This window comes from Lysinibacillus sp. NPDC093688 (assembly GCF_050280145.1).
GTDB classification, from domain to species: Bacteria; Bacillota; Bacilli; order Bacillales_A; family Planococcaceae; genus Lysinibacillus; species Lysinibacillus xylanilyticus_B.
Genome location: NZ_JBNNUX010000017.1, coordinates 84,180 through 100,919 on the forward strand (window position 1 = coordinate 84,180; position 16,740 = coordinate 100,919).

At 38.0% G+C, this 16,740-nt stretch carries 20 protein-coding genes, 16 tRNA genes and 1 rRNA gene; 8 read left to right on the forward strand and 29 right to left on the reverse strand.

Features of this window, described 5'->3' with window-relative positions:
- Positions 1–49: 49 nt before the first annotated feature.
- From ACQKN2_RS14655 to ACQKN2_RS14665, 3 genes are all read left to right on the forward strand, one after another.
- Positions 50–739 carry a B3/B4 domain-containing protein gene (locus ACQKN2_RS14655; RefSeq protein WP_427415601.1) on the forward strand — a complete coding sequence of 230 codons (690 nt, stop codon included), beginning with the start codon at positions 50–52 and terminating at the stop codon, positions 737–739.
- Positions 740–753: 14 nt separating this feature from the next.
- Positions 754–1,263: a hypothetical protein gene (locus ACQKN2_RS14660; RefSeq protein WP_427415602.1), complete on the forward strand. Its 510-nt coding sequence runs from the start codon at positions 754–756 to the stop codon at positions 1,261–1,263.
- Positions 1,264–1,740: 477 nt separating this feature from the next.
- Positions 1,741–3,327: a catalase gene (locus ACQKN2_RS14665; protein ID WP_427415603.1), complete on the forward strand. Its 1,587-nt coding sequence runs from the start codon at positions 1,741–1,743 to the stop codon at positions 3,325–3,327.
- Between the two features lie 53 nt (positions 3,328–3,380).
- On the opposite strand, the gene ACQKN2_RS14670 is transcribed toward ACQKN2_RS14665, so the two are convergent.
- The 4 genes from ACQKN2_RS14670 to nagB all read right to left on the reverse strand — a co-directional run bounded on the left by ACQKN2_RS14670 (position 3,381) and on the right by nagB (position 5,758).
- Complete coding sequence (locus ACQKN2_RS14670) at positions 3,381–4,283, reverse strand: S66 peptidase family protein (RefSeq protein ID WP_427415604.1); 903 nt, start codon at positions 4,281–4,283, stop codon at positions 3,381–3,383.
- Between the two features lie 115 nt (positions 4,284–4,398).
- On the reverse strand, positions 4,399–4,665 hold the full coding sequence (locus ACQKN2_RS14675) for a hypothetical protein (protein ID WP_427415605.1): 267 nt from the start codon (positions 4,663–4,665) through the stop codon (positions 4,399–4,401).
- Entirely contained in the window at positions 4,655–4,924 is a 270-nt protein-coding gene (locus ACQKN2_RS14680) for a hypothetical protein (protein WP_427415606.1), read from the reverse strand. Before ACQKN2_RS14680 ends, ACQKN2_RS14675 begins: the two co-directional genes overlap by 11 nt.
- Before the next feature lie 120 nt (positions 4,925–5,044).
- Positions 5,045–5,758, reverse strand: a complete 714-nt coding sequence (nagB, locus tag ACQKN2_RS14685) for a glucosamine-6-phosphate deaminase (protein WP_427415623.1) — start codon at positions 5,756–5,758, stop codon at positions 5,045–5,047.
- A gap of 206 nt (positions 5,759–5,964) precedes the next feature.
- Here nagB and ACQKN2_RS14690 point away from each other — a divergent pair, with 206 nt between their 5' ends.
- Entirely contained in the window at positions 5,965–6,708 is a 744-nt protein-coding gene (locus tag ACQKN2_RS14690; RefSeq protein WP_427415607.1) for an arylamine N-acetyltransferase family protein, read from the forward strand.
- A gap of 111 nt (positions 6,709–6,819) precedes the next feature.
- Here ACQKN2_RS14690 and ACQKN2_RS14695 read toward each other — a convergent pair whose 3' ends face one another.
- Positions 6,820–7,170, reverse strand: a complete 351-nt coding sequence (locus tag ACQKN2_RS14695) for a VOC family protein (RefSeq protein ID WP_427415608.1) — start codon at positions 7,168–7,170, stop codon at positions 6,820–6,822.
- Between the two features lie 237 nt (positions 7,171–7,407).
- Here ACQKN2_RS14695 and ACQKN2_RS14700 point away from each other — a divergent pair, with 237 nt between their 5' ends.
- From ACQKN2_RS14700 to ACQKN2_RS14710, 3 genes are read left to right on the forward strand one after another with little or no spacing between them, the layout of a single operon-like run.
- Positions 7,408–8,001, forward strand: coding sequence for a TetR family transcriptional regulator C-terminal domain-containing protein (locus ACQKN2_RS14700; RefSeq protein ID WP_427415609.1), 594 nt, complete (start codon positions 7,408–7,410; stop codon positions 7,999–8,001).
- Complete coding sequence (locus ACQKN2_RS14705; RefSeq protein WP_427415610.1) at positions 8,002–8,679, forward strand: SGNH/GDSL hydrolase family protein; 678 nt, start codon at positions 8,002–8,004, stop codon at positions 8,677–8,679.
- 18 nt (positions 8,680–8,697) lie between these two features.
- Positions 8,698–9,513 (forward strand): SDR family NAD(P)-dependent oxidoreductase, encoded by an 816-nt coding sequence (locus ACQKN2_RS14710; RefSeq protein WP_427415611.1) that lies wholly within the window; start codon positions 8,698–8,700, stop codon positions 9,511–9,513.
- A gap of 205 nt (positions 9,514–9,718) precedes the next feature.
- On the opposite strand, the gene ACQKN2_RS14715 is transcribed toward ACQKN2_RS14710, so the two are convergent.
- From ACQKN2_RS14715 to ACQKN2_RS14735, 5 genes are all read right to left on the reverse strand, one after another.
- Positions 9,719–10,003 (reverse strand): hypothetical protein, encoded by a 285-nt coding sequence (locus ACQKN2_RS14715; RefSeq protein WP_427415612.1) that lies wholly within the window; start codon positions 10,001–10,003, stop codon positions 9,719–9,721.
- A 186-nt stretch (positions 10,004–10,189) separates the two neighbouring features.
- Positions 10,190–10,876 (reverse strand): ABC transporter ATP-binding protein, encoded by a 687-nt coding sequence (locus ACQKN2_RS14720; RefSeq protein ID WP_427415613.1) that lies wholly within the window; start codon positions 10,874–10,876, stop codon positions 10,190–10,192.
- 1 nt (position 10,877) lies between these two features.
- Entirely contained in the window at positions 10,878–11,912 is a 1,035-nt protein-coding gene (locus ACQKN2_RS14725) for an ABC transporter permease (protein ID WP_427415614.1), read from the reverse strand.
- A gap of 144 nt (positions 11,913–12,056) precedes the next feature.
- Positions 12,057–12,638, reverse strand: coding sequence for an RNA 2',3'-cyclic phosphodiesterase (thpR, locus tag ACQKN2_RS14730; RefSeq protein WP_427415615.1), 582 nt, complete (start codon positions 12,636–12,638; stop codon positions 12,057–12,059).
- 210 nt (positions 12,639–12,848) lie between these two features.
- Positions 12,849–13,400 (reverse strand): hypothetical protein, encoded by a 552-nt coding sequence (locus tag ACQKN2_RS14735; RefSeq protein WP_427415616.1) that lies wholly within the window; start codon positions 13,398–13,400, stop codon positions 12,849–12,851.
- A gap of 67 nt (positions 13,401–13,467) precedes the next feature.
- Here ACQKN2_RS14735 and ACQKN2_RS14740 point away from each other — a divergent pair, with 67 nt between their 5' ends.
- On the forward strand, positions 13,468–13,788 hold the full coding sequence (locus ACQKN2_RS14740) for a hypothetical protein (RefSeq protein ID WP_427415617.1): 321 nt from the start codon (positions 13,468–13,470) through the stop codon (positions 13,786–13,788).
- Positions 13,789–14,000: 212 nt separating this feature from the next.
- Here ACQKN2_RS14740 and ACQKN2_RS14745 read toward each other — a convergent pair whose 3' ends face one another.
- The 19 genes from ACQKN2_RS14745 to rrf form a co-directional block, all read right to left on the reverse strand.
- Positions 14,001–14,192, reverse strand: a complete 192-nt coding sequence (locus ACQKN2_RS14745) for a hypothetical protein (protein WP_427415618.1) — start codon at positions 14,190–14,192, stop codon at positions 14,001–14,003.
- 60 nt (positions 14,193–14,252) lie between these two features.
- Positions 14,253–14,687, reverse strand: a complete 435-nt coding sequence (locus ACQKN2_RS14750; RefSeq protein WP_427415619.1) for a hypothetical protein — start codon at positions 14,685–14,687, stop codon at positions 14,253–14,255.
- Between the two features lie 450 nt (positions 14,688–15,137).
- A tRNA-Leu gene (locus ACQKN2_RS14755) sits at positions 15,138–15,218 on the reverse strand.
- A 47-nt stretch (positions 15,219–15,265) separates the two neighbouring features.
- A tRNA-Cys gene (locus tag ACQKN2_RS14760) sits at positions 15,266–15,339 on the reverse strand.
- 8 nt (positions 15,340–15,347) lie between these two features.
- Positions 15,348–15,422, reverse strand: a tRNA-Gly gene (locus ACQKN2_RS14765).
- 6 nt (positions 15,423–15,428) lie between these two features.
- Positions 15,429–15,503: transfer RNA gene (locus ACQKN2_RS14770), tRNA-Gln, on the reverse strand.
- A 17-nt stretch (positions 15,504–15,520) separates the two neighbouring features.
- Positions 15,521–15,596 (reverse strand) — tRNA-His (locus ACQKN2_RS14775).
- Between the two features lie 34 nt (positions 15,597–15,630).
- Positions 15,631–15,706: transfer RNA gene (locus ACQKN2_RS14780), tRNA-His, on the reverse strand.
- Between the two features lie 16 nt (positions 15,707–15,722).
- Positions 15,723–15,796: transfer RNA gene (locus ACQKN2_RS14785), tRNA-Trp, on the reverse strand.
- 13 nt (positions 15,797–15,809) lie between these two features.
- Positions 15,810–15,893: transfer RNA gene (locus ACQKN2_RS14790), tRNA-Tyr, on the reverse strand.
- 10 nt (positions 15,894–15,903) lie between these two features.
- Positions 15,904–15,979, reverse strand: a tRNA-Thr gene (locus ACQKN2_RS14795).
- A 10-nt stretch (positions 15,980–15,989) separates the two neighbouring features.
- A tRNA-Phe gene (locus ACQKN2_RS14800) sits at positions 15,990–16,065 on the reverse strand.
- A 15-nt stretch (positions 16,066–16,080) separates the two neighbouring features.
- Positions 16,081–16,156, reverse strand: a tRNA-Asp gene (locus ACQKN2_RS14805).
- A gap of 4 nt (positions 16,157–16,160) precedes the next feature.
- Positions 16,161–16,235, reverse strand: a tRNA-Met gene (locus ACQKN2_RS14810).
- Between the two features lie 25 nt (positions 16,236–16,260).
- A tRNA-Val gene (locus ACQKN2_RS14815) sits at positions 16,261–16,336 on the reverse strand.
- Between the two features lie 14 nt (positions 16,337–16,350).
- Positions 16,351–16,425: transfer RNA gene (locus ACQKN2_RS14820), tRNA-Glu, on the reverse strand.
- A gap of 30 nt (positions 16,426–16,455) precedes the next feature.
- A tRNA-Ser gene (locus ACQKN2_RS14825) sits at positions 16,456–16,547 on the reverse strand.
- A gap of 5 nt (positions 16,548–16,552) precedes the next feature.
- A tRNA-Asn gene (locus ACQKN2_RS14830) sits at positions 16,553–16,629 on the reverse strand.
- A gap of 16 nt (positions 16,630–16,645) precedes the next feature.
- Positions 16,646–16,740, reverse strand: a 5S ribosomal RNA gene (gene rrf / locus ACQKN2_RS14835); the annotation flags it as partial.

Sequence of the window (16,740 nt, forward strand, 5' to 3'; positions counted from 1 at the left end):
ACTCCTGACATGATACAATAATAGAAATAGATAAAGTAGGTGATGTTTTATGGAAATTTCAATTAATCAATCTCTATTGACACAACATCCCGAGCTAAAAATCGGCATTATTCATTATACCAAAATTGTCGTTGCAGAATCGCCTCAAATGATTAAAGGTCGCATGCAATTGTATCAGGAAAATCTCTTTTTAGAAATGCAGGATCGTCCTGTAACGCAACGAGAGGGTATCGCAGAATGGCGACAACTATGGAAAAAGCTTGGCGCAGATCCGAACCGCTATCGTCACTCAGCAGAAAGCTTAATGCGCCGAATTAGTAAGCAAAATTATTTAACACCTCTTCACTCAGGTGTTGATTTAAATAATTTCTTCTCCCTCCAATATGAAATTCCAGTAGGCTTATATGATGTGGCTAAACTAAAAGGCCATATAGAGATTGCACTTGGCAACGAGGAAACTGGCTATGAGGGCTTAAATGGACGTTTTAATTCATTAACAAATATCCTATATAGCTGTGATGCTGAGGGAGCGTTTGGGTCACCATTTGTCGATTCTAAACGCACGTCTGTTTCAGAGGAAACGACCGAGGCTCTACATATTTTCTACCTTCGCCCATCGTTATCAGAAGAAAATGCAAAAGAGCTTCTTGCCTCTGCCGGTAAGATGTTTAACCAAGTTCATGGCGGCGATTATAAAGTGGCCTTATTAACAAACGTAGCACCATCTACTACACTGTAAAAGGACGTGTTTTCATGATTAATCTTGCAGAAGCCGTTAAGCTAAAAAGTATTTTAGCAAAAAAAGTTCAGGAGCTTGTTAACGAATTACATCGTAGCGCTTTTGTAACTGTTGAAAAAGGGCAAACACCCAAAACAAGTAATCGTACAATGACAGTAATTGAAGCAGAATTAGCTCAAGTACGTCTCGATGTCCGCACATTAGATCGTTTAGTATATGAAGCAAATATAAAAAGCTCAGTAGACTTTAAAGGGGAAAAACTAGCATTAGTTGAAGCAATTGAGCTCGCAACACAGCTCCGCGCAGATGCCGAGCTGTGCAAACAGTTTAGTATGCATGAAAAAGAGAGTGTACGCATGGGTTATGGTGAAAATACAATGCTTTATGAAATTGCGATGTATGAGCCAGATGAGTATCGTGAACGTGCTATTAAACTAGAAAAAGATGCCCATAAATTATCGAATCTTATCAATGCAAAGAATTATAGTGTTGAAATCAACTTTGATGATTCTCGTTATTTCTAAATCTCGGGGCGGTGAGACTCCAAACCGAGTTGGATGTGCTGTTTTCACAACTAGCTTTTAGAGCTAACATAGTTAAACCAATGACAAGTTACCTGTTACTGTATGACCAATGACTAATAACCAACTATGAGCAATGGCCATACTCAAATCAACTTGACATTTATTTGAAAACGCCATCCAATAGCTCTCTTACACCTTGTGTGTAGGAGAGCTTTTTAATTCGCATAAATCAAGTACATGTAATTACCTCATCTTGCTTTAACAATGGATGAAATAGATTATTAGTTCAATTAAAAGATGAGGTTAAAAGGCTAAATTATAAATAAAATCAATTTATAGACCATTGTTTATTGTATGCCCCCCTAAAAAAACAGCATTCATTAACTCTCTTCCACCTCATATGAAAGAGAGTTTTTTCATGTCTATTTGTTCACTAACATGGACAAAATGGCTATATCAAAAGAAAGGGGTTATACAATGACAAAACAACATGATTCAACAGACGAGCATGACATGACCTTGACAAATCGACAGGGGCATCCTATTACTAACAATCAAAATATACGAACTGTCAGTAATCGAGGACCTGCAACCCTTGAAAACTATGATTTTATAGAGAAAATAAGTCACTTTGACCGCGAAAGAGTTCCTGAGCGTGTTGTTCATGCTCGAGGTGCTGGGGCGCATGGCTATTTTGAAACATACGGAGTAGTCGGGGATAAGCCTATTTCTAACTATACAAGAGCTAAAGTATTTCAGGAAAAGGGCAAGCAGACGCCTGTTTTTGTGCGTTTCTCAACCGTTATTCATGGTGGCCATTCACCAGAAACATTACGAGATCCACGAGGCTTTGCTGTAAAATTTTATACTGAGGATGGTAACTGGGATTTAGTCGGCAATAATTTAAAAATCTTTTTTATCCGCGATGCTATGAAATTCCCTGATATGATTCACGCCTTTAAGCCTGATCCCATTACAAATATTCAGGACGTTGAACGCTTTTTTGATTTCTGTGCAAGCTCTCCAGAATCCTTTCATATGGTGACATTTGTTTATTCGCCTTGGGGTATTCCAGCTAATTATCGAATGATGCAAGGCTCTGGCGTCAATACGTATAAATGGGTCAATAGTGAAGGCAAAGCCGTCCTTGTAAAATATCATTGGGAACCTTTACAGGGCATTAAAAACTTAACACAAAAAGAAGCGGAAGAAATCCAAAAGAAAAACTTCAATCATGCTACACAGGATTTATACGATGCAATTGTAAAGGGTGATTACCCTGAATGGGAGCTTAACGTCCAAATTATGGAGGATGGTCCACATCCAGAGCTTGATTTTGATCCATTAGACGATACGAAGCTTTGGCCTAATGATCAATTCCCGTGGTATCCAGTTGGTAAGATGTTGTTAAATAAAAATCCAGAAGATTATTTTGCTGAGGTCGAACAGGCTACTTTCGGTACAGGTGTGCTTGTGGACGGTTTGGATTTCTCGGACGATAAAATGTTACAGGGGCGTACCTTCTCCTACTCTGATACACAGCGTCATCGCGTAGGTGCAAACTATTTACAGCTTCCTATCAATGCCCCTAAAAAACGAGTTGCAACCAATCAAAACGGTGGTCAAATGCTGTATAAGCGTGATTTAGCTCCAGGGCAAAATCCTCATATAAACTACGAGCCTTCGATGTTAAATGGTTTAAAAGAGGCTACTCAAACGGCTAAGGAACATACACCACTTGTGGAAGGCAATCTCGTTCGGGAATCCATTGATCGTCAAAGCAATACAAAGCAAGCTGGAGAAACATATCGCAATTTTGAACAATGGGAGCGAGATGAGCTGCTTGAAAACTTAATTCGTGATTTAGCAGTTTGCGACAGTGCCATTCAAGAGGCGATGATTGCATTAGCGGAGGAAGCAGACGAGGAGTATGGTCGCTTGTTAAAAGAAGGGTTACAACAAGCTCGAAATAATTCATCTTCCTCAAAGCCACTTGGCAATATAAATGGTGATGAAGCCCCTAAAAAGGCTGTAGATAAAGGGCATGACGCAGAGCCTTATTAATAATAACCTACAGTAAAACGCTCAGCACAATATAAAGTGCTGAGCGCTTCTTTTTAATGCACACCAGGCAAAATTTTCAGTGCCTTTTCCTGTGCATCTAAAATGGCATCTACTCCTAATGGAATTGCAATATTCGTTGAATCATGACCAATTTTAAAGCCTGCCACAACTGGAACACCTAAATCCGCAAAATAGTCCTTCATTAAAGTCAAAAGTGCCGCTTCATCCGCTTCCGTTTGCGTAAAGGAACCGATCATAACACCTGCTAACTGTTCAAGCTTTCTCGCCTGTTTTAATTGTTGCAGCATCGAATCGATTCTTGGAATAGTTTCTGCAATATCCTCAATCAATAAAATGCGACCTTCCGTGCTCACTTCAAATTTAGTACCTAATGTGTTAACAAGGCGACGTAGATTCCCACCAATAATCTGACCGCGAGCAACACCAGGTGCAATCGTTGTTAACGGGGCAATGTCCTCCGTATACTGTAATTCCATCGGTGAAAATAACTGTAAAAACATTTTCTTTGATAAATCATCTATTCTGTCTACAGACATAAGGAGCGGTCCATGGAACGTCACTAAATTAGCATATTCATTAATCGCGCAATGTAAATATGTAAGATCAGAGAAGCCCCAGAAGATTTTCGGATTTTCCTCAAGCAGTCCGTAGTCAATCTTTTCCGCAATACGCGCAGAGCCATAGCCCCCCTTAACACAAAAAATTGCCTTCACCTCTGGATTGCTTACCATCTCATGAAATTCAGCTAGACGCTCCTCATCACTACCTGCCAGGTAATCGTGCTTTGCCTGAATAGTATCTCCAATTATATAGTTAAGACCTAACTCTTCAAGAAAGGCTATTGCATCTCCTAGCTTTTCGGGCTTTACTTGACTTGATAAAGCCACAAGACCAACTGTATCGCCCTTTTCTAAATGTGGTACGGTGCTTTTCACCCTAACCCCTCCTAGTGTTTTTCTCATTCTAGCATATAGATAATATTGTAGCATTGATTAATGGCGAAGCTAGTGCCTATGACATCTAAATTTCCGGGTGAATGCGCCTCCCTTTTTAGGTTCTATCCACTACTTTGGGGGTTCTATCCACGGCTTTGGCTGTTCTATCCACGACTTTGGCTTCTCTATCCACGATTATGGCTTCTCTATCCACGATTTTGGCTTCTCTATCCACGACTATGGCTTCTCTATCCACGATTTTGGCTTCTCTATCCACGATTTTGGCTTCTATCCATCGCTTTGTCGATTCTTTCCGTCGCTCTCGCCTTTCTATCCGTCGCTTCGGCTTTTCTTTCAGTCGCTCTAATTTCTTATCCGCCACCTTGGCTCTTCTTCGTCGCCTTGTCGGTTCTATCCACGGTTTTGGCTTCTCTATCCACGACTTTGGCTGTTCTATCCACGACTTTGGCTTCTCTATCCACGATTTTGGCTGTTCTATCCACGACTTTGGCTTCTCTATCCACGATTTTGGCTGTTCTATCCACGACTTTGGCTTCTCTATCCATCGCTTTGTCGATTCTTTCCGTCGCTCTCGCCTTTCTATCCGTCGCCTTGGCCCTTCTTTCCGTCGCTTGAGCCATTCTTTCCGTCGCTCTAATTTCTATCCGCCACCTTGGCTCTTCTTTCCGTCACCTTAGCTCTTCTTTCGAATCCAAAAAAATAAGCGCAGACTTCAAAAATATAAAGTCTACGCTTAATTTCTATTTTGTTCCGCCGTAAATAACCGTTACATTCGGATGGTTTAATAATTGGCTTGCTGGGAAATCTTCTGTGATGAACCCACTTCTTAATTTTTCCATAGCCTCTATTTTTTTTTCACCAAATGCAATTAGGACGATTTCTTTAGCATTCATAATAGATTGAATGCCCATTGTAATAGCATGCGTCGGTACATCCTTAGAGTCATCAAAATAGATGGCATTTTCTGTGCGTGTAGATTCTGTTAACTCTACAATATTAGTCAGAGATTCGAAAGATGTACCCGGTTCGTTAAAGCCAATATGTCCGTTAACGCCGATGCCTAATAGCTGAAGGTCAATTCCTCCCGCTTCCTTGATTCGAGCATCATAAGCGACACACTCAGCATCTAAATTCTCTGCCTTACCATTTGGTAAATGTATATTTTCTTCCTTAATATCTACATGATTGAATAAGTTCTCATGCATAAATGTCCAATAACTTGCGGGACTTGATTGATCGAGACCTACATATTCGTCTAGGTTAAAAGTAATCACGTCGCTAAAAGATATATTTCCAGCTTGTTGGCGTTTCACTAATTCCTTATACATCCCTACAGGAGAACCACCAGTTGCTAATCCTAAAATACTTGCTGGCTTTGCTTGTAATTGTTTAGTGAAAATATCCGCTGCTACTTCGCTCATTTCATCGTATGAATTTACTTCTATCCATTTCATTTCGCATTTAATTTCGCTTGTCATTCGTATACCTACCTTACAATCATTATTATTAACTAAACTAATAGGAAATATTTTTCTTTATAGTAGCTAACATTTTAATTTTACTAGTTATTTACCTATTTTCCTATTATTTTCTTACTAATATTCACGTGTATTCTTTAGCCATTTCGGTTATGTTATTTAATAAGGAGTGAGGCGATATTATGAATTCACAAATACAGCAATATTTAAAGCTTATTCAATTTCAAGGATCTTTAGAGCCCTCTATTAAGCTACTTGGTCAGCTCCAAACTAGACATCTACATATAATTCCTTATGAGAACCTAGATGTTGCCTTGAAATATGGCATCTCCTTCGCTATCCCTGACCTTTTTCAAAAAATTATTATTCAGCATCGTGGAGGCAATTGCTTTGAACTAAATATTTTATTTAGTTGGCTACTTCGCGAGCTTGGCTATTCTGTAACCAATCGCTATGCACAGTTTTGGCGCAACGTTGAAGCAGATACTCCTGTTAAGGATGTACCTATGCACCAGCTATTGCTTGTCCATTTCGCTGGGCAATCATATATTTCAGATGTTGGAGTAGGTGCTGTAGCTCCTTGTAAGCCAGTGCCACTAATAGCTGGGCATCAACACCGTGAAGGTAATGAACTTTATAAAATTGAACGAGATGAAGCGAATGGCTGGATGCTGTACGAACAAAGAAAACATGATTGGCGTTTACTTTATAGTTTTTTCGATGACGCTAACGATGCAAAGTTTGCGCCAAGACTTTCTAAACAAAAAAATAAAATCGCTATGATTCGTACCCCTCGCGGACGACACACAATGCTTAACAATGAATTCCGTATATACGAGGGACAATCCCTAACGACCTATTCAACTCATAACGAAAAGGATTGGAGACAAGCACTTCATCGTTTTTTTCATATTACATTAGATTAGATACTGCATGACAAAAAGCAAGCCTCCTCATTAATAGGAGACTTGCTTTTCCTGTAGCATTAACAAAAAAAGCCCCCACAATCCATTGCAGAGACTTGTTAATCAAACAGATTATTTGTTTTGAATCAGGCCAAAGCCTAGTCCAGTTGGGTCTACCATATAGGCAAGATAAAACTCATCGAACTCCATTTTGTCACGCACAATGACTGCGCCATTCTGTTTAGCTCTAGAAATGGCTTCATCGATAGAATCAACTTCAATTTGAATACGTGTTCCAAAAGGGTAGTCATGTGGCCCCTTTGCAATACCACCGTTAATCCCTGATTTACTAACATCCCCAGTTGTTACGCCCCTATATTCCCAATTAGGTGCAGCTACCTCCCAACCAAAAACTTCGGCATAAAACTCAGCCGCTTTTTCAGGCTCCTGACTATTTAATTCAAACCCTATTACTTTCCCCATCTAATTCACCCTCCTATTTTTTGTATAATTTATTATTCACCATTTTGATGGATATTTCCTCTATTAGTTTCATCATCATAACGTGAGGTTTAACGAATATCATCCCAATTTCATCTGAGAGATGGGATTACACAATTGTGAAAACTTGATGACTTAGGTATTTAACCATTAATCAAACAGTAAAATATCGTATATTAAAATTAGAACGACCGTTCAAATTATCAAAGGAGTAAATCATTGAATAAAAGACGTTATGATAGCAAGAAAGCAAAAGTTGAAATTATGGAACATGCGGTTAGTTTGTTTTCTCAAAAGGGCTATAATCAAACATCAGTCGGAGATATTTCAACCGCTTCAGGCTACAGCAAGGGACATATTTATTACCATTTTGAGAACAAAGAAAAGCTTTTTGTACTACTAGCACAACAAACAATGCAAGATTGGCACAATAAATGGCTCCAAAAAGAATGTACCTACTCCACGGCAACAGAGAAACTATATGGCATGGCTATGCATGTTCTCTATCATTACCAAACACCTTTATTAAGCTCAGGGCAAGAGTTAGCTTCCAATCCAAAATCAAGCCCTGAATCAGTGCGACAACTATACAATTTAGCGATTGTACCGATGGGTGCTTACCGTGCGATCCTTCAAGAAGGCATTGATCGAGGAGAATTTGTTAATGGAAATATTGATGAGTGGACAGTTCTACTAGGCACATGGCTAGGAGGTTTATGTCAGCTTACAAATACGCAGGAGCTTAAAGCACTAAAGCCACTCTTTAATCAGGCAGTTACCATTTTATTAAGAGAACTAAAAGGTGGGATATAAGTGAAAATTGCATGTATCGGAGACAGCTTAACAGAAGGTCGGCCAGGGGTTTCATTTTTTAAACGACTAACAGATAAACATCAACATATCGAATTTGATAATCTCGGTAAACCTGGTGAGACAGTGAAAAGCTTACACACTCGTTTAGAGAAATCGAAGCTAGCTACTTATTATGATCTAAGCTTTCTTTGGATTGGTGTCAATGATGTCTACACTAAACTTTTGAAAGTACAGGCACAGCCAGTTACAAAAGATCATCAAGAATTTAAAGATTACTATGTAAATGTTTTAGAAATGATTTTAGCCTCCTCTAAACATGTAGTTTTAGTAACACCAGCATTAATAGGAGAGGAAATAAAAAACACGCCCAATATGGAATTAAAAGAGCTCTCCTCCATTATTCAGGCCATCTCTTCTAAGTATGCAAATGTTAGCTTTTTAAATATACAAGAGGTTTTTGAGCATCAATTAGAACATGTTAGTAGTTCAGAGTATATGAACACCAATGTTATGCGAGTGATGAAAGATGTACTGTTGTATAAAAATCCTTTGCGAATTGACCGATTATCCAAAAAGAGAGGGCTACATTTAACTTTGGATGGCGTTCATTTAAATAGTAAAGGAGCAGAACTTGTCGTGGAAGAATACACAGCCTTTATTGAAAAGCTTCAATTGTAGGAATTCATACGAAGGGTGATGATTATGAGAAAGATTGCGATTGTTACTGGTGGTGCATCAGGTATAGGAAAGGCTATTTGCAAAGAGTTAGTAGGTCGACATGTATTTGTTATTATTGCAGATATTAACGAACATGATGGACGTCTTCTAGAGGCAGAACTAAATAAAGATACTTCAAATGCTCGATTTGTTGAATTAAATGTAACCGATTATAAAAATGTCGAACATGTCATTACAAATGTATATGAGGAATTTCAAAGATTAGATTATTTGTTCAATAATGCTGGTATAGCTATGTATGGTGAAATTTATGATATGTCGATTGACGATTGGAAAGACATTGTGGATATTAATTTATGGGGCGTTGTTTATGGTACACAAGTTGGGTATCAAATCATGAAGAGGCAAGGTTTTGGACATATCATTAATACGTCATCAGCAGCAGGGTTGGGACCATCTCCTATTTCAGCGGCATACTCAACTACGAAGCATGCTGTTGTGGGCTTAACAACATCACTGCACTATGAAGCTGAGGAATTTGGCATCAAGGTAAGTACACTTTGTCCGACTTTTATTGATACACCTATTTTTGATAAAGCAACAGCTATTAATATCGATCAATCGGCGATGTCCAAACAATTGAAAAAGCAAAAAATGATGTCTCCACAGCAACTAGCAAAAATCGCTATTGCAGGCGTGCACAAAAATAAGCCTATTATTTTTCCTATGCCTATGCGTAAAACGATGGATGTTGTCTTTTCGATCTTTCCTTCGTTACACAGGGCATTAATGAGAATGGTCTGTAAAGTAAGCCGAAAAGCTCGATTGACATAAATATTCTAATTGGTAAAAAACCGCTATGCCTTTCCGCCGGCAAGGTACGACCCGCATCAGGGCAAAAAAGTTAGGATGTTGGACACGAAGGCATAAGGCTCCTTCGCTACATTTTTTACACTATATCGAAAAAACAATTCTAGGAGTCTCGCGGCTTTTTACCTTGATAATTTAGATAACAAAAACACTGAACGAATTAACCCCTTTATTTATGCTCTTCTTCATTTTTCTTATAAATACCTAAGAATAATATAATAAGCCCTATGATAAAAATTATAGGAAATAAAATCATCATAATCGATGCTGTCCAACCAGTTCTAACCATCATTCCATATAGTACGCCAATTAAAAATGATAAAAATGGTGCAAACGCAATCATTATAATGATACCCCAAACGATATATCTCCCTTTTTCTGAACGTCCTTCGTTTAATTGGAATGCCGCTATTAACCCTACTAATACAATTATTAAGGCAATAACAAACGCCATTTCAACTCACCTCCTCCTTTCCTTCTACAATATGCTTCATTAGTTTATTGATTTGGTAACTTAACACTAGGCCTTTTAAAAAAATTCGTAATTTGCGCCTAATCTGAAATCATTTCAACGTTACAGTGATTCAAAAAAAAACCACAACCATCAATAGCTGTGGTTGTGGCTTTCTATTGCTCTATCTCAGGTAACATCTTGCAAAATGACACCATCGCTCATTTTAATAATACGGTCTGCATAAACAAGCATTTCTTCATCATGTGTCACCATTAAAGTAGTAATGTTTAACGTTTTAGTTAAATCCCTAATTAATAACATAACCTCTTTTGATCGTTGTGAATCTAAACTAGCAGTTGGTTCATCTGCGAATAGAACTTTCGGTTTATGAATGATTGCACGAGCAATCGCAACACGTTGCTTCTCCCCGCCGGACAATGATTGAGGATAAGCCATTTTTCGATGGTCCATCCCTACTAATTTTAGTATGCGATCAACTTCATTTTTTTGTTCCTGCTTCTTCAATTTTGATTCAGAAACATCTAGCATTAGCAGCAGTTGCTCCTCAACTGTAAGAAAAGGTACAAGGTGTGCAAACTGAAAGACAAACCCGAATTCACTTGCTCGTACTTTTCGAACCTCTTCAGCGTTCATGATAGACAGGTTTTTTCCCTCAAATGTAACATATCCATCTGTTGCAGGCTGAAGTCCCGCGGCAATTGTCAAAAGCGTACTTTTACCAGATCCAGATGCACCTACCAATGCAGTTATTTCTCCTTTTTTTAATGAAAGATCTATCCCTTTAAGTATTTCTTCCTCTACCTCGCCATTCGTAAACGTTTTTCTAACTTCATCGATTTTAAATAAAGTCATATTAAGCCTCTCCTTGCTGTATCGCTTGTAATGGTTCGATTTTTTTAATTTGAATCCCTGAAATTGTAGCGCCAATAAACCCGATAATTAGAAATACAATCGATAATTGAATGGTTGTCGCGATTGTTAAAGTGAATGGCATTCCTTTTGGCGCAATTAAATTAAAGGCCTGGCTTAAGGCTACAGATAAAATAAGTGAAATAACTGTAATGATGGCCATCTGTGTCCATATCATTTTGAATAACTTGCTTGTTTTCAAACCAATGGCCTTTAGAATTCCGTATAAGCCGATTTTTTGGACATTCATCATATAGAAAAAGATCGCAAACAGCATCCCGCTAATGACTACTAAAAACCAAACAATCATATTTAATGACATCTGTTCTGCATTATAACTTGGAATGGTATTAAGAAATTCTTTATTTGAAAATGATTGTAATCCAGCAAATTCTTTTGAAGATTCTCCGTCTGGGACGAAAATCATCTGCATTTCATCCACACGGTAAATTTCTTTATAATCCTCTTTATTAATATAAGCAACAGGTGCATGACTATATTTCTTTTGGTCGACAAATTCCTTTACTACAAACTTGCCACTAAATTGATTATTCGTTAATGTATCTCCTACTTTAATTCCTTTATCTTTCATTGAGCTGTCTAATATGACTTCCCCACGTTTCACATTTTCAAATAACGCTGAATCGGTCGATGAAACAAAGGCAACGCTTTGCTGCTTATTGTCTTGATCATTTAAAAAGCCCATTTGTAATGAAAAAGCTACAGCATCTTTTTCTTTGCTCAATATTTCATTTTGTGTACTGCTATCTATTTTTGACAGATTATACGTTTGATCTGCATCCTTATTCATATAAAATTGACCTTGTGGTAAATCCTTAATGAGAGCGGCATTATCTTGTGACAATCCGTTCGCCAAACCAGAAATAATAAAAGTTAATAAACTAACTAGAAAAACAATTGACCCTAATATTAAAAATCTTACTTTACTCTTCTTAATTTCTTTCCACGCAAGATTCATCGTTAACTCCTCCATTCCTTTTTACATCCTTAGCATAAAATCCTTAAATGAACGGAAGATGAACTATTTATTAAAAATAAAATATCTTCAGCAAAAAAAGCTCATAAACCCTTTCTTTTTTAGGTTTACGAGCTGATTGTAAAATTATTGGCCATCTAAACGAATGACAGCTTTTTTATAATATTTTGGGGTTTTCTCTATTTTTGATTCGTACAATACCACTTCTTCTACTAGAAATTTAGGAAGCTGAAAATTTTCTTCCATCAATGCCTCTGAGGGAATTTTCCCGCATGCTTCATCCCACTTTCTTGCAACAGTTATATGGGGGACAAAGGGCTTCTTATCTAATTCAAATCCAACCTTCATACAGTCTTGGTATACTATTTCTTGCACAACATTTAATTGCTGCGATTCGAGCAGATCCACCCATAAAATTCTGGGGTATTCTTTTCTTCCAAAAGTTTTGAACCCCTGAATTGTTAATTCGAATGGAAGAACGTTCAGAAGATTTTCCCTTGCTTCATCCATTACAGCCTGTAATTGCTCTTCATCTGCATGACCTAAAAAAGCCAAAGTGATGTGATAATCTTCCTGATGAACCCATCGTTTAAAATGAAAATCTATCTTCATTTTTTCACATTTTTCATTAAGAGCTGCTTTAATGTCTGAAGGAAGTGGAACTGCAATAAAAAAGTGTCTGTTCATGGTCATACCCTCTCTGTTCATCGTAAATACTACTTATCAGGCATTATGTCTTTTCCTACAATAATTTAACCATACTACTCACCCTAAAGTGGCGAAGACTGCCAAGCTAAAAGTAAAACATTCAATCTTAAAATATTTAACTGTACATTAAAGTTAATTTATGGGCTTAGAATTGCGCGCCATTCTACTCGTTTGCAAAATAAAAAGAGTAGCAATTGCTACTCTTTTTAATCAATTTGGTCTAAATGAAGTGTGTACTCCCGGTAAAATTGTGTATTTATCACCAGAGATTGCGTAAGCTGTACCTTCAAGGTATGCAACCCCACCATTATTTTTATTCATTGTTACCATACCACTAACAGTTGAACCTAAAGCTCCCATACCGCCAACACTTGCATCTCTAGCAAAACCAGAATGGTATCTTAATTTTACAGTACCAGAAAAATTATATGGCCACGCTGTAGCAGGCTTAACAGACCAAAATACAGCTCGACCTGAATCAGCATCTACAATACTTGCTCGACCTCCAGGACCAGTAATTGATGAACGCAAAATAGGATTCTCGTTAGTTGCTGTGACACTATCAGGGTGATTAAAAATTGCCTCAGAAACTTCTTGATCATTTCCAAAACTTCTAATTGTTATTTCATCGTCCATATAGATGATCTCACCTTTTTCAATGAAATCTTCTAATGCCGGAGAGTCTGTTTCACTTGCAAATGCAGGGGAAACTAAAACTAAAGAAAAAAGCATGAAAACTGTTGATAAAAAACATTTTTTCATAAAATAACCTCCATTTCTATATTCTTTTTTACTTAATAATGATATGATTTAAAAAGAGGTGGTTTAAATGAAACAGCTAGATTATTATCAAAATCTGTTAAGAAGGCTTTGTAAAGCACATAATATTTCCCCTCGAAAACCTAGATTTATTGAAGTTGAAGATGCGGTTACTATTAATATTAAAAATCATTTGAAAGAAGGAGTAGATTTGGAATGTTTTAAAATTCTAAATCTTATTTATCAAACGGTTGGACCTTTAGGTATAAAATTTAATCAACAATTACTTTTATACCCTGGTGGAAATAGATTGGATAGAGTAACAGTAACCTTTTCCAAAATGGACTATATAGTTTTAAACAAAAAATTAGAAACCGGTGAAATAAATTAATGGGTAGCTTAATGCTACCTTTTATTAATAATGCTAACTGGACCAGCAACAAATAAAGTTGAACACAACACACTCACCATCATTTTTTTGAACTTTTCATTTCATCACCTCGTGTTTTTATTGATTTCTACTAATTAATCCGGTTTGAAAATGCAATAAATTCAAATTACCTTCCATCTCTTTTTTTATAATCTTTTCTTATTAAATAACGCCTAGTTTACTTCAAGAACTAAAACTATACATGGTATCAATACCCATTGAATACCATTGCTTTCATCATTTTTAAATAAGTCATATATTGCCCAAATCAATAAAGCTGCAAGTATAATAGCAAGTGTAAATCTTGAAGCTTCTGCATAATAATCATTTTCTTTCTCATCCTTTTTGTCATCGTTTCCCTTCATGCTTTCACCCCTATTACGATGTTAACTATTAGAAATTTGGACTCAATTTATATAAAAAGACTAATAAAAATAAAATGTACCAATAATCGTTTTACCATCCTGTAAATATAATGGCGTCGATTTTTTGAATGATTTATTATATTCATCTAGCTTATTTGGAGAAGGTATGCCTTCAGGCTGATAAATATATCCTAATACACCGCTCTCGCCTTCTGCCAACATTAATTCAGGTTCAACAAGCATTAAGTTTCCCATATTAGGACCATACGTTTGCCCATTTTCATTTATTGGATAACCTTCGCCTATAATTCTAGCCCTAGTTGGTATAACTAAGTCTGAGGCAGTCACCTTTATATGATCACTATTGTTTTCATCTGCTATCATTTTATTAACAAAAATTGCATTGCTCGATGGTACTACAAAGAACATTATTGCCAACAACATTAGAATAACAGTAAGTGCCTTAATATTTGCCTTTTTGCCACTCTTTATCATTGTAAATTCTCCTTTCCATCAGTTCGTTCCCTATATCATTGTGTGTTCCGAGTCAAGATGATTAAGCACCTCCCTAAACTACTTAATCTGTATAATTCTTATAATTTCGTCCAGTTTAGAACTGACATTCCCATCCACTTCAACATTTTGAAAAAACCTCTTTTAATAGTTATTAACTCTATCACCCTTTACAAAAGTATACAAATCAATCTTTGCTGGCTTTAGATCATATTTTGAGAATTGATTTATTTGAAATTTTAAGTACCTATATGATATAAAGAAGTTTTAGACGAATATTGTTAAAAATTCTTTACTGTGTATAAACAATCCATGGTGCGTATAAAAAAATCCTCTCAAAAAATAGATTTTGAGAGAATCTTAAATGCTTTCTATAAATTTACTACAATAAAAAAAGAACCCTTATATACAAGGATTCTTTACTAAATATGATACCGGTGGTCGGGGTCGAACCGACACTCCAAAGGAACACGATTTTGAGTCGTGCGCGTCTGCCAATTCCGCCACACCGGCATAATGGAGATAAAAAAAATCGGATAAACCGATTGAGTAATAAATTATGGAGGCGGCAACCGGATTTGAACCGGTGATAAAGGTGTTGCAGACCTGTGCCTTACCACTTGGCTATGCCGCCATAATATTTGGAGCGGAAGACGAGGTTCGAACTCGCGACCCCCACCTTGGCAAGGTGGTGTTCTACCACTGAACTACTTCCGCAAAAAATGGCTGGGGTACCTGGATTCGAACCAGGGCGTGACGGAATCAAAATCCGTTGCCTTACCGCTTGGCTATACCCCAAAAGTTAAATATATAAATGGGGCGACTGATGGGAATCGAACCCACGAATGCCTGAACCACAATCAGGTGCGTTAACCACTTCGCCACAACCGCCATATTACTATATATTTTATTGTTTTAAATTATATGGGGCGACTGATGGGAATCGAACCCACGAATGCCTGAACCACAATCAGGTGCGTTAACCACTTCGCCACAACCGCCATGAAATTAATTAATTGGCAGGGGCAGTAGGAATCGAACCCACATCAAAGGTTTTGGAGACCTCTATTCTACCGTTAAACTATGCCCCTATGAATAAAAAACTGGTGGAGGGGGACGGATTCGAACCGCCGAACCCTAAGGAGCGGATTTACAGTCCGCCGCGTTTAGCCACTTCGCTACCCCTCCGGGAAAGTCATGGTGCCGGCGATAGGAGTCGAACCCACGACCTACTGATTACAAGTCAGTTGCTCTACCAACTGAGCTACACCGGCAAAAAAAATATGGTGGGTCAGGACGGAATCGAACCGCCGACACTTAGAGCTTCAATCTAATGCTCTACCAACTGAGCTACTGACCCATATTTTTAAAAAAATGGCGGTCCCGACCGGGATCGAACCGGCGATCTCCTGCGTGACAGGCAGGCATGTTAACCGCTACACCACGGGACCATTTTGGTTGCGGGGGCCGGATTTGAACCAACGACCTTCGGGTTATGAGCCCGACGAGCTACCACTGCTCCACCCCGCGATAATAAGGTGATTTATTTAAATAATGGTGGAGGATGACGGGCTCGAACCGCCGACCCTCTGCTTGTAAGGCAGATGCTCTCCCAGCTGAGCTAATCCTCCATCTGGGTATTAAATGGTGACCCCTACGGGATTCGAACCCGTGTTACCGCCGTGAAAGGGCGGTGTCTTAACCACTTGACCAAGGGGCCTTCGTTTGGAATAAAAAATCCTTAAAGTGCTGGCGGAGAGTAAGGGATTTGAACCCTTGAGACAGTGTTAACCGCCTACACGATTTCCAATCGTGCTCCTTCGGCCACTCGGACAACTCTCCAAGAATGGCTCCGAAGGCAGGACTCGAACCTGCGACAACCTGATTAACAGTCAGGTGCTACTACCAACTGAGCTACTTCGGAATAATTTTATCATATAGCCTAGCGATGTCCTACTCTCACAGGGGGAAGCCCCCAACTACCATCGGCGCTAAAGAGCTTAACTTCCGTGTTCGGTATGGGAACGGGTGTGAC

What these genes read in the sequence shown, in the direction of transcription:
- ACQKN2_RS14655 (WP_427415601.1), top strand. Translation starts at nt 50, where the DNA reads ATGGAAATTTCAATTAATCAATCTCTATTGACACAACATCCCGAGCTA.
- ACQKN2_RS14660 (WP_427415602.1), top strand. Translation starts at nt 754, where the DNA reads ATGATTAATCTTGCAGAAGCCGTTAAGCTAAAAAGTATTTTAGCAAAA.
- ACQKN2_RS14665 (WP_427415603.1), top strand. Translation starts at nt 1,741, where the DNA reads ATGACAAAACAACATGATTCAACAGACGAGCATGACATGACCTTGACA.
- ACQKN2_RS14680 (WP_427415606.1), bottom strand. Translation starts at nt 4,924, where the DNA reads ATGGCTCAAGCGACGGAAAGAAGGGCCAAGGCGACGGATAGAAAGGCG.
- nagB (WP_427415623.1), bottom strand. Translation starts at nt 5,758, where the DNA reads ATGAAATGGATAGAAGTAAATTCATACGATGAAATGAGCGAAGTAGCA.
- ACQKN2_RS14690 (WP_427415607.1), top strand. Translation starts at nt 5,965, where the DNA reads ATGAATTCACAAATACAGCAATATTTAAAGCTTATTCAATTTCAAGGA.
- ACQKN2_RS14695 (WP_427415608.1), bottom strand. Translation starts at nt 7,170, where the DNA reads ATGGGGAAAGTAATAGGGTTTGAATTAAATAGTCAGGAGCCTGAAAAA.
- ACQKN2_RS14710 (WP_427415611.1), top strand. Translation starts at nt 8,698, where the DNA reads ATGATTATGAGAAAGATTGCGATTGTTACTGGTGGTGCATCAGGTATA.
- ACQKN2_RS14715 (WP_427415612.1), bottom strand. Translation starts at nt 10,003, where the DNA reads ATGGCGTTTGTTATTGCCTTAATAATTGTATTAGTAGGGTTAATAGCG.
- ACQKN2_RS14720 (WP_427415613.1), bottom strand. Translation starts at nt 10,876, where the DNA reads ATGACTTTATTTAAAATCGATGAAGTTAGAAAAACGTTTACGAATGGC.
- ACQKN2_RS14725 (WP_427415614.1), bottom strand. Translation starts at nt 11,912, where the DNA reads ATGAATCTTGCGTGGAAAGAAATTAAGAAGAGTAAAGTAAGATTTTTA.
- thpR (WP_427415615.1), bottom strand. Translation starts at nt 12,638, where the DNA reads ATGAACAGAGAGGGTATGACCATGAACAGACACTTTTTTATTGCAGTT.
- ACQKN2_RS14735 (WP_427415616.1), bottom strand. Translation starts at nt 13,400, where the DNA reads ATGAAAAAATGTTTTTTATCAACAGTTTTCATGCTTTTTTCTTTAGTT.
- ACQKN2_RS14740 (WP_427415617.1), top strand. Translation starts at nt 13,468, where the DNA reads ATGAAACAGCTAGATTATTATCAAAATCTGTTAAGAAGGCTTTGTAAA.
- ACQKN2_RS14745 (WP_427415618.1), bottom strand. Translation starts at nt 14,192, where the DNA reads ATGAAGGGAAACGATGACAAAAAGGATGAGAAAGAAAATGATTATTAT.
- ACQKN2_RS14750 (WP_427415619.1), bottom strand. Translation starts at nt 14,687, where the DNA reads ATGATAAAGAGTGGCAAAAAGGCAAATATTAAGGCACTTACTGTTATT.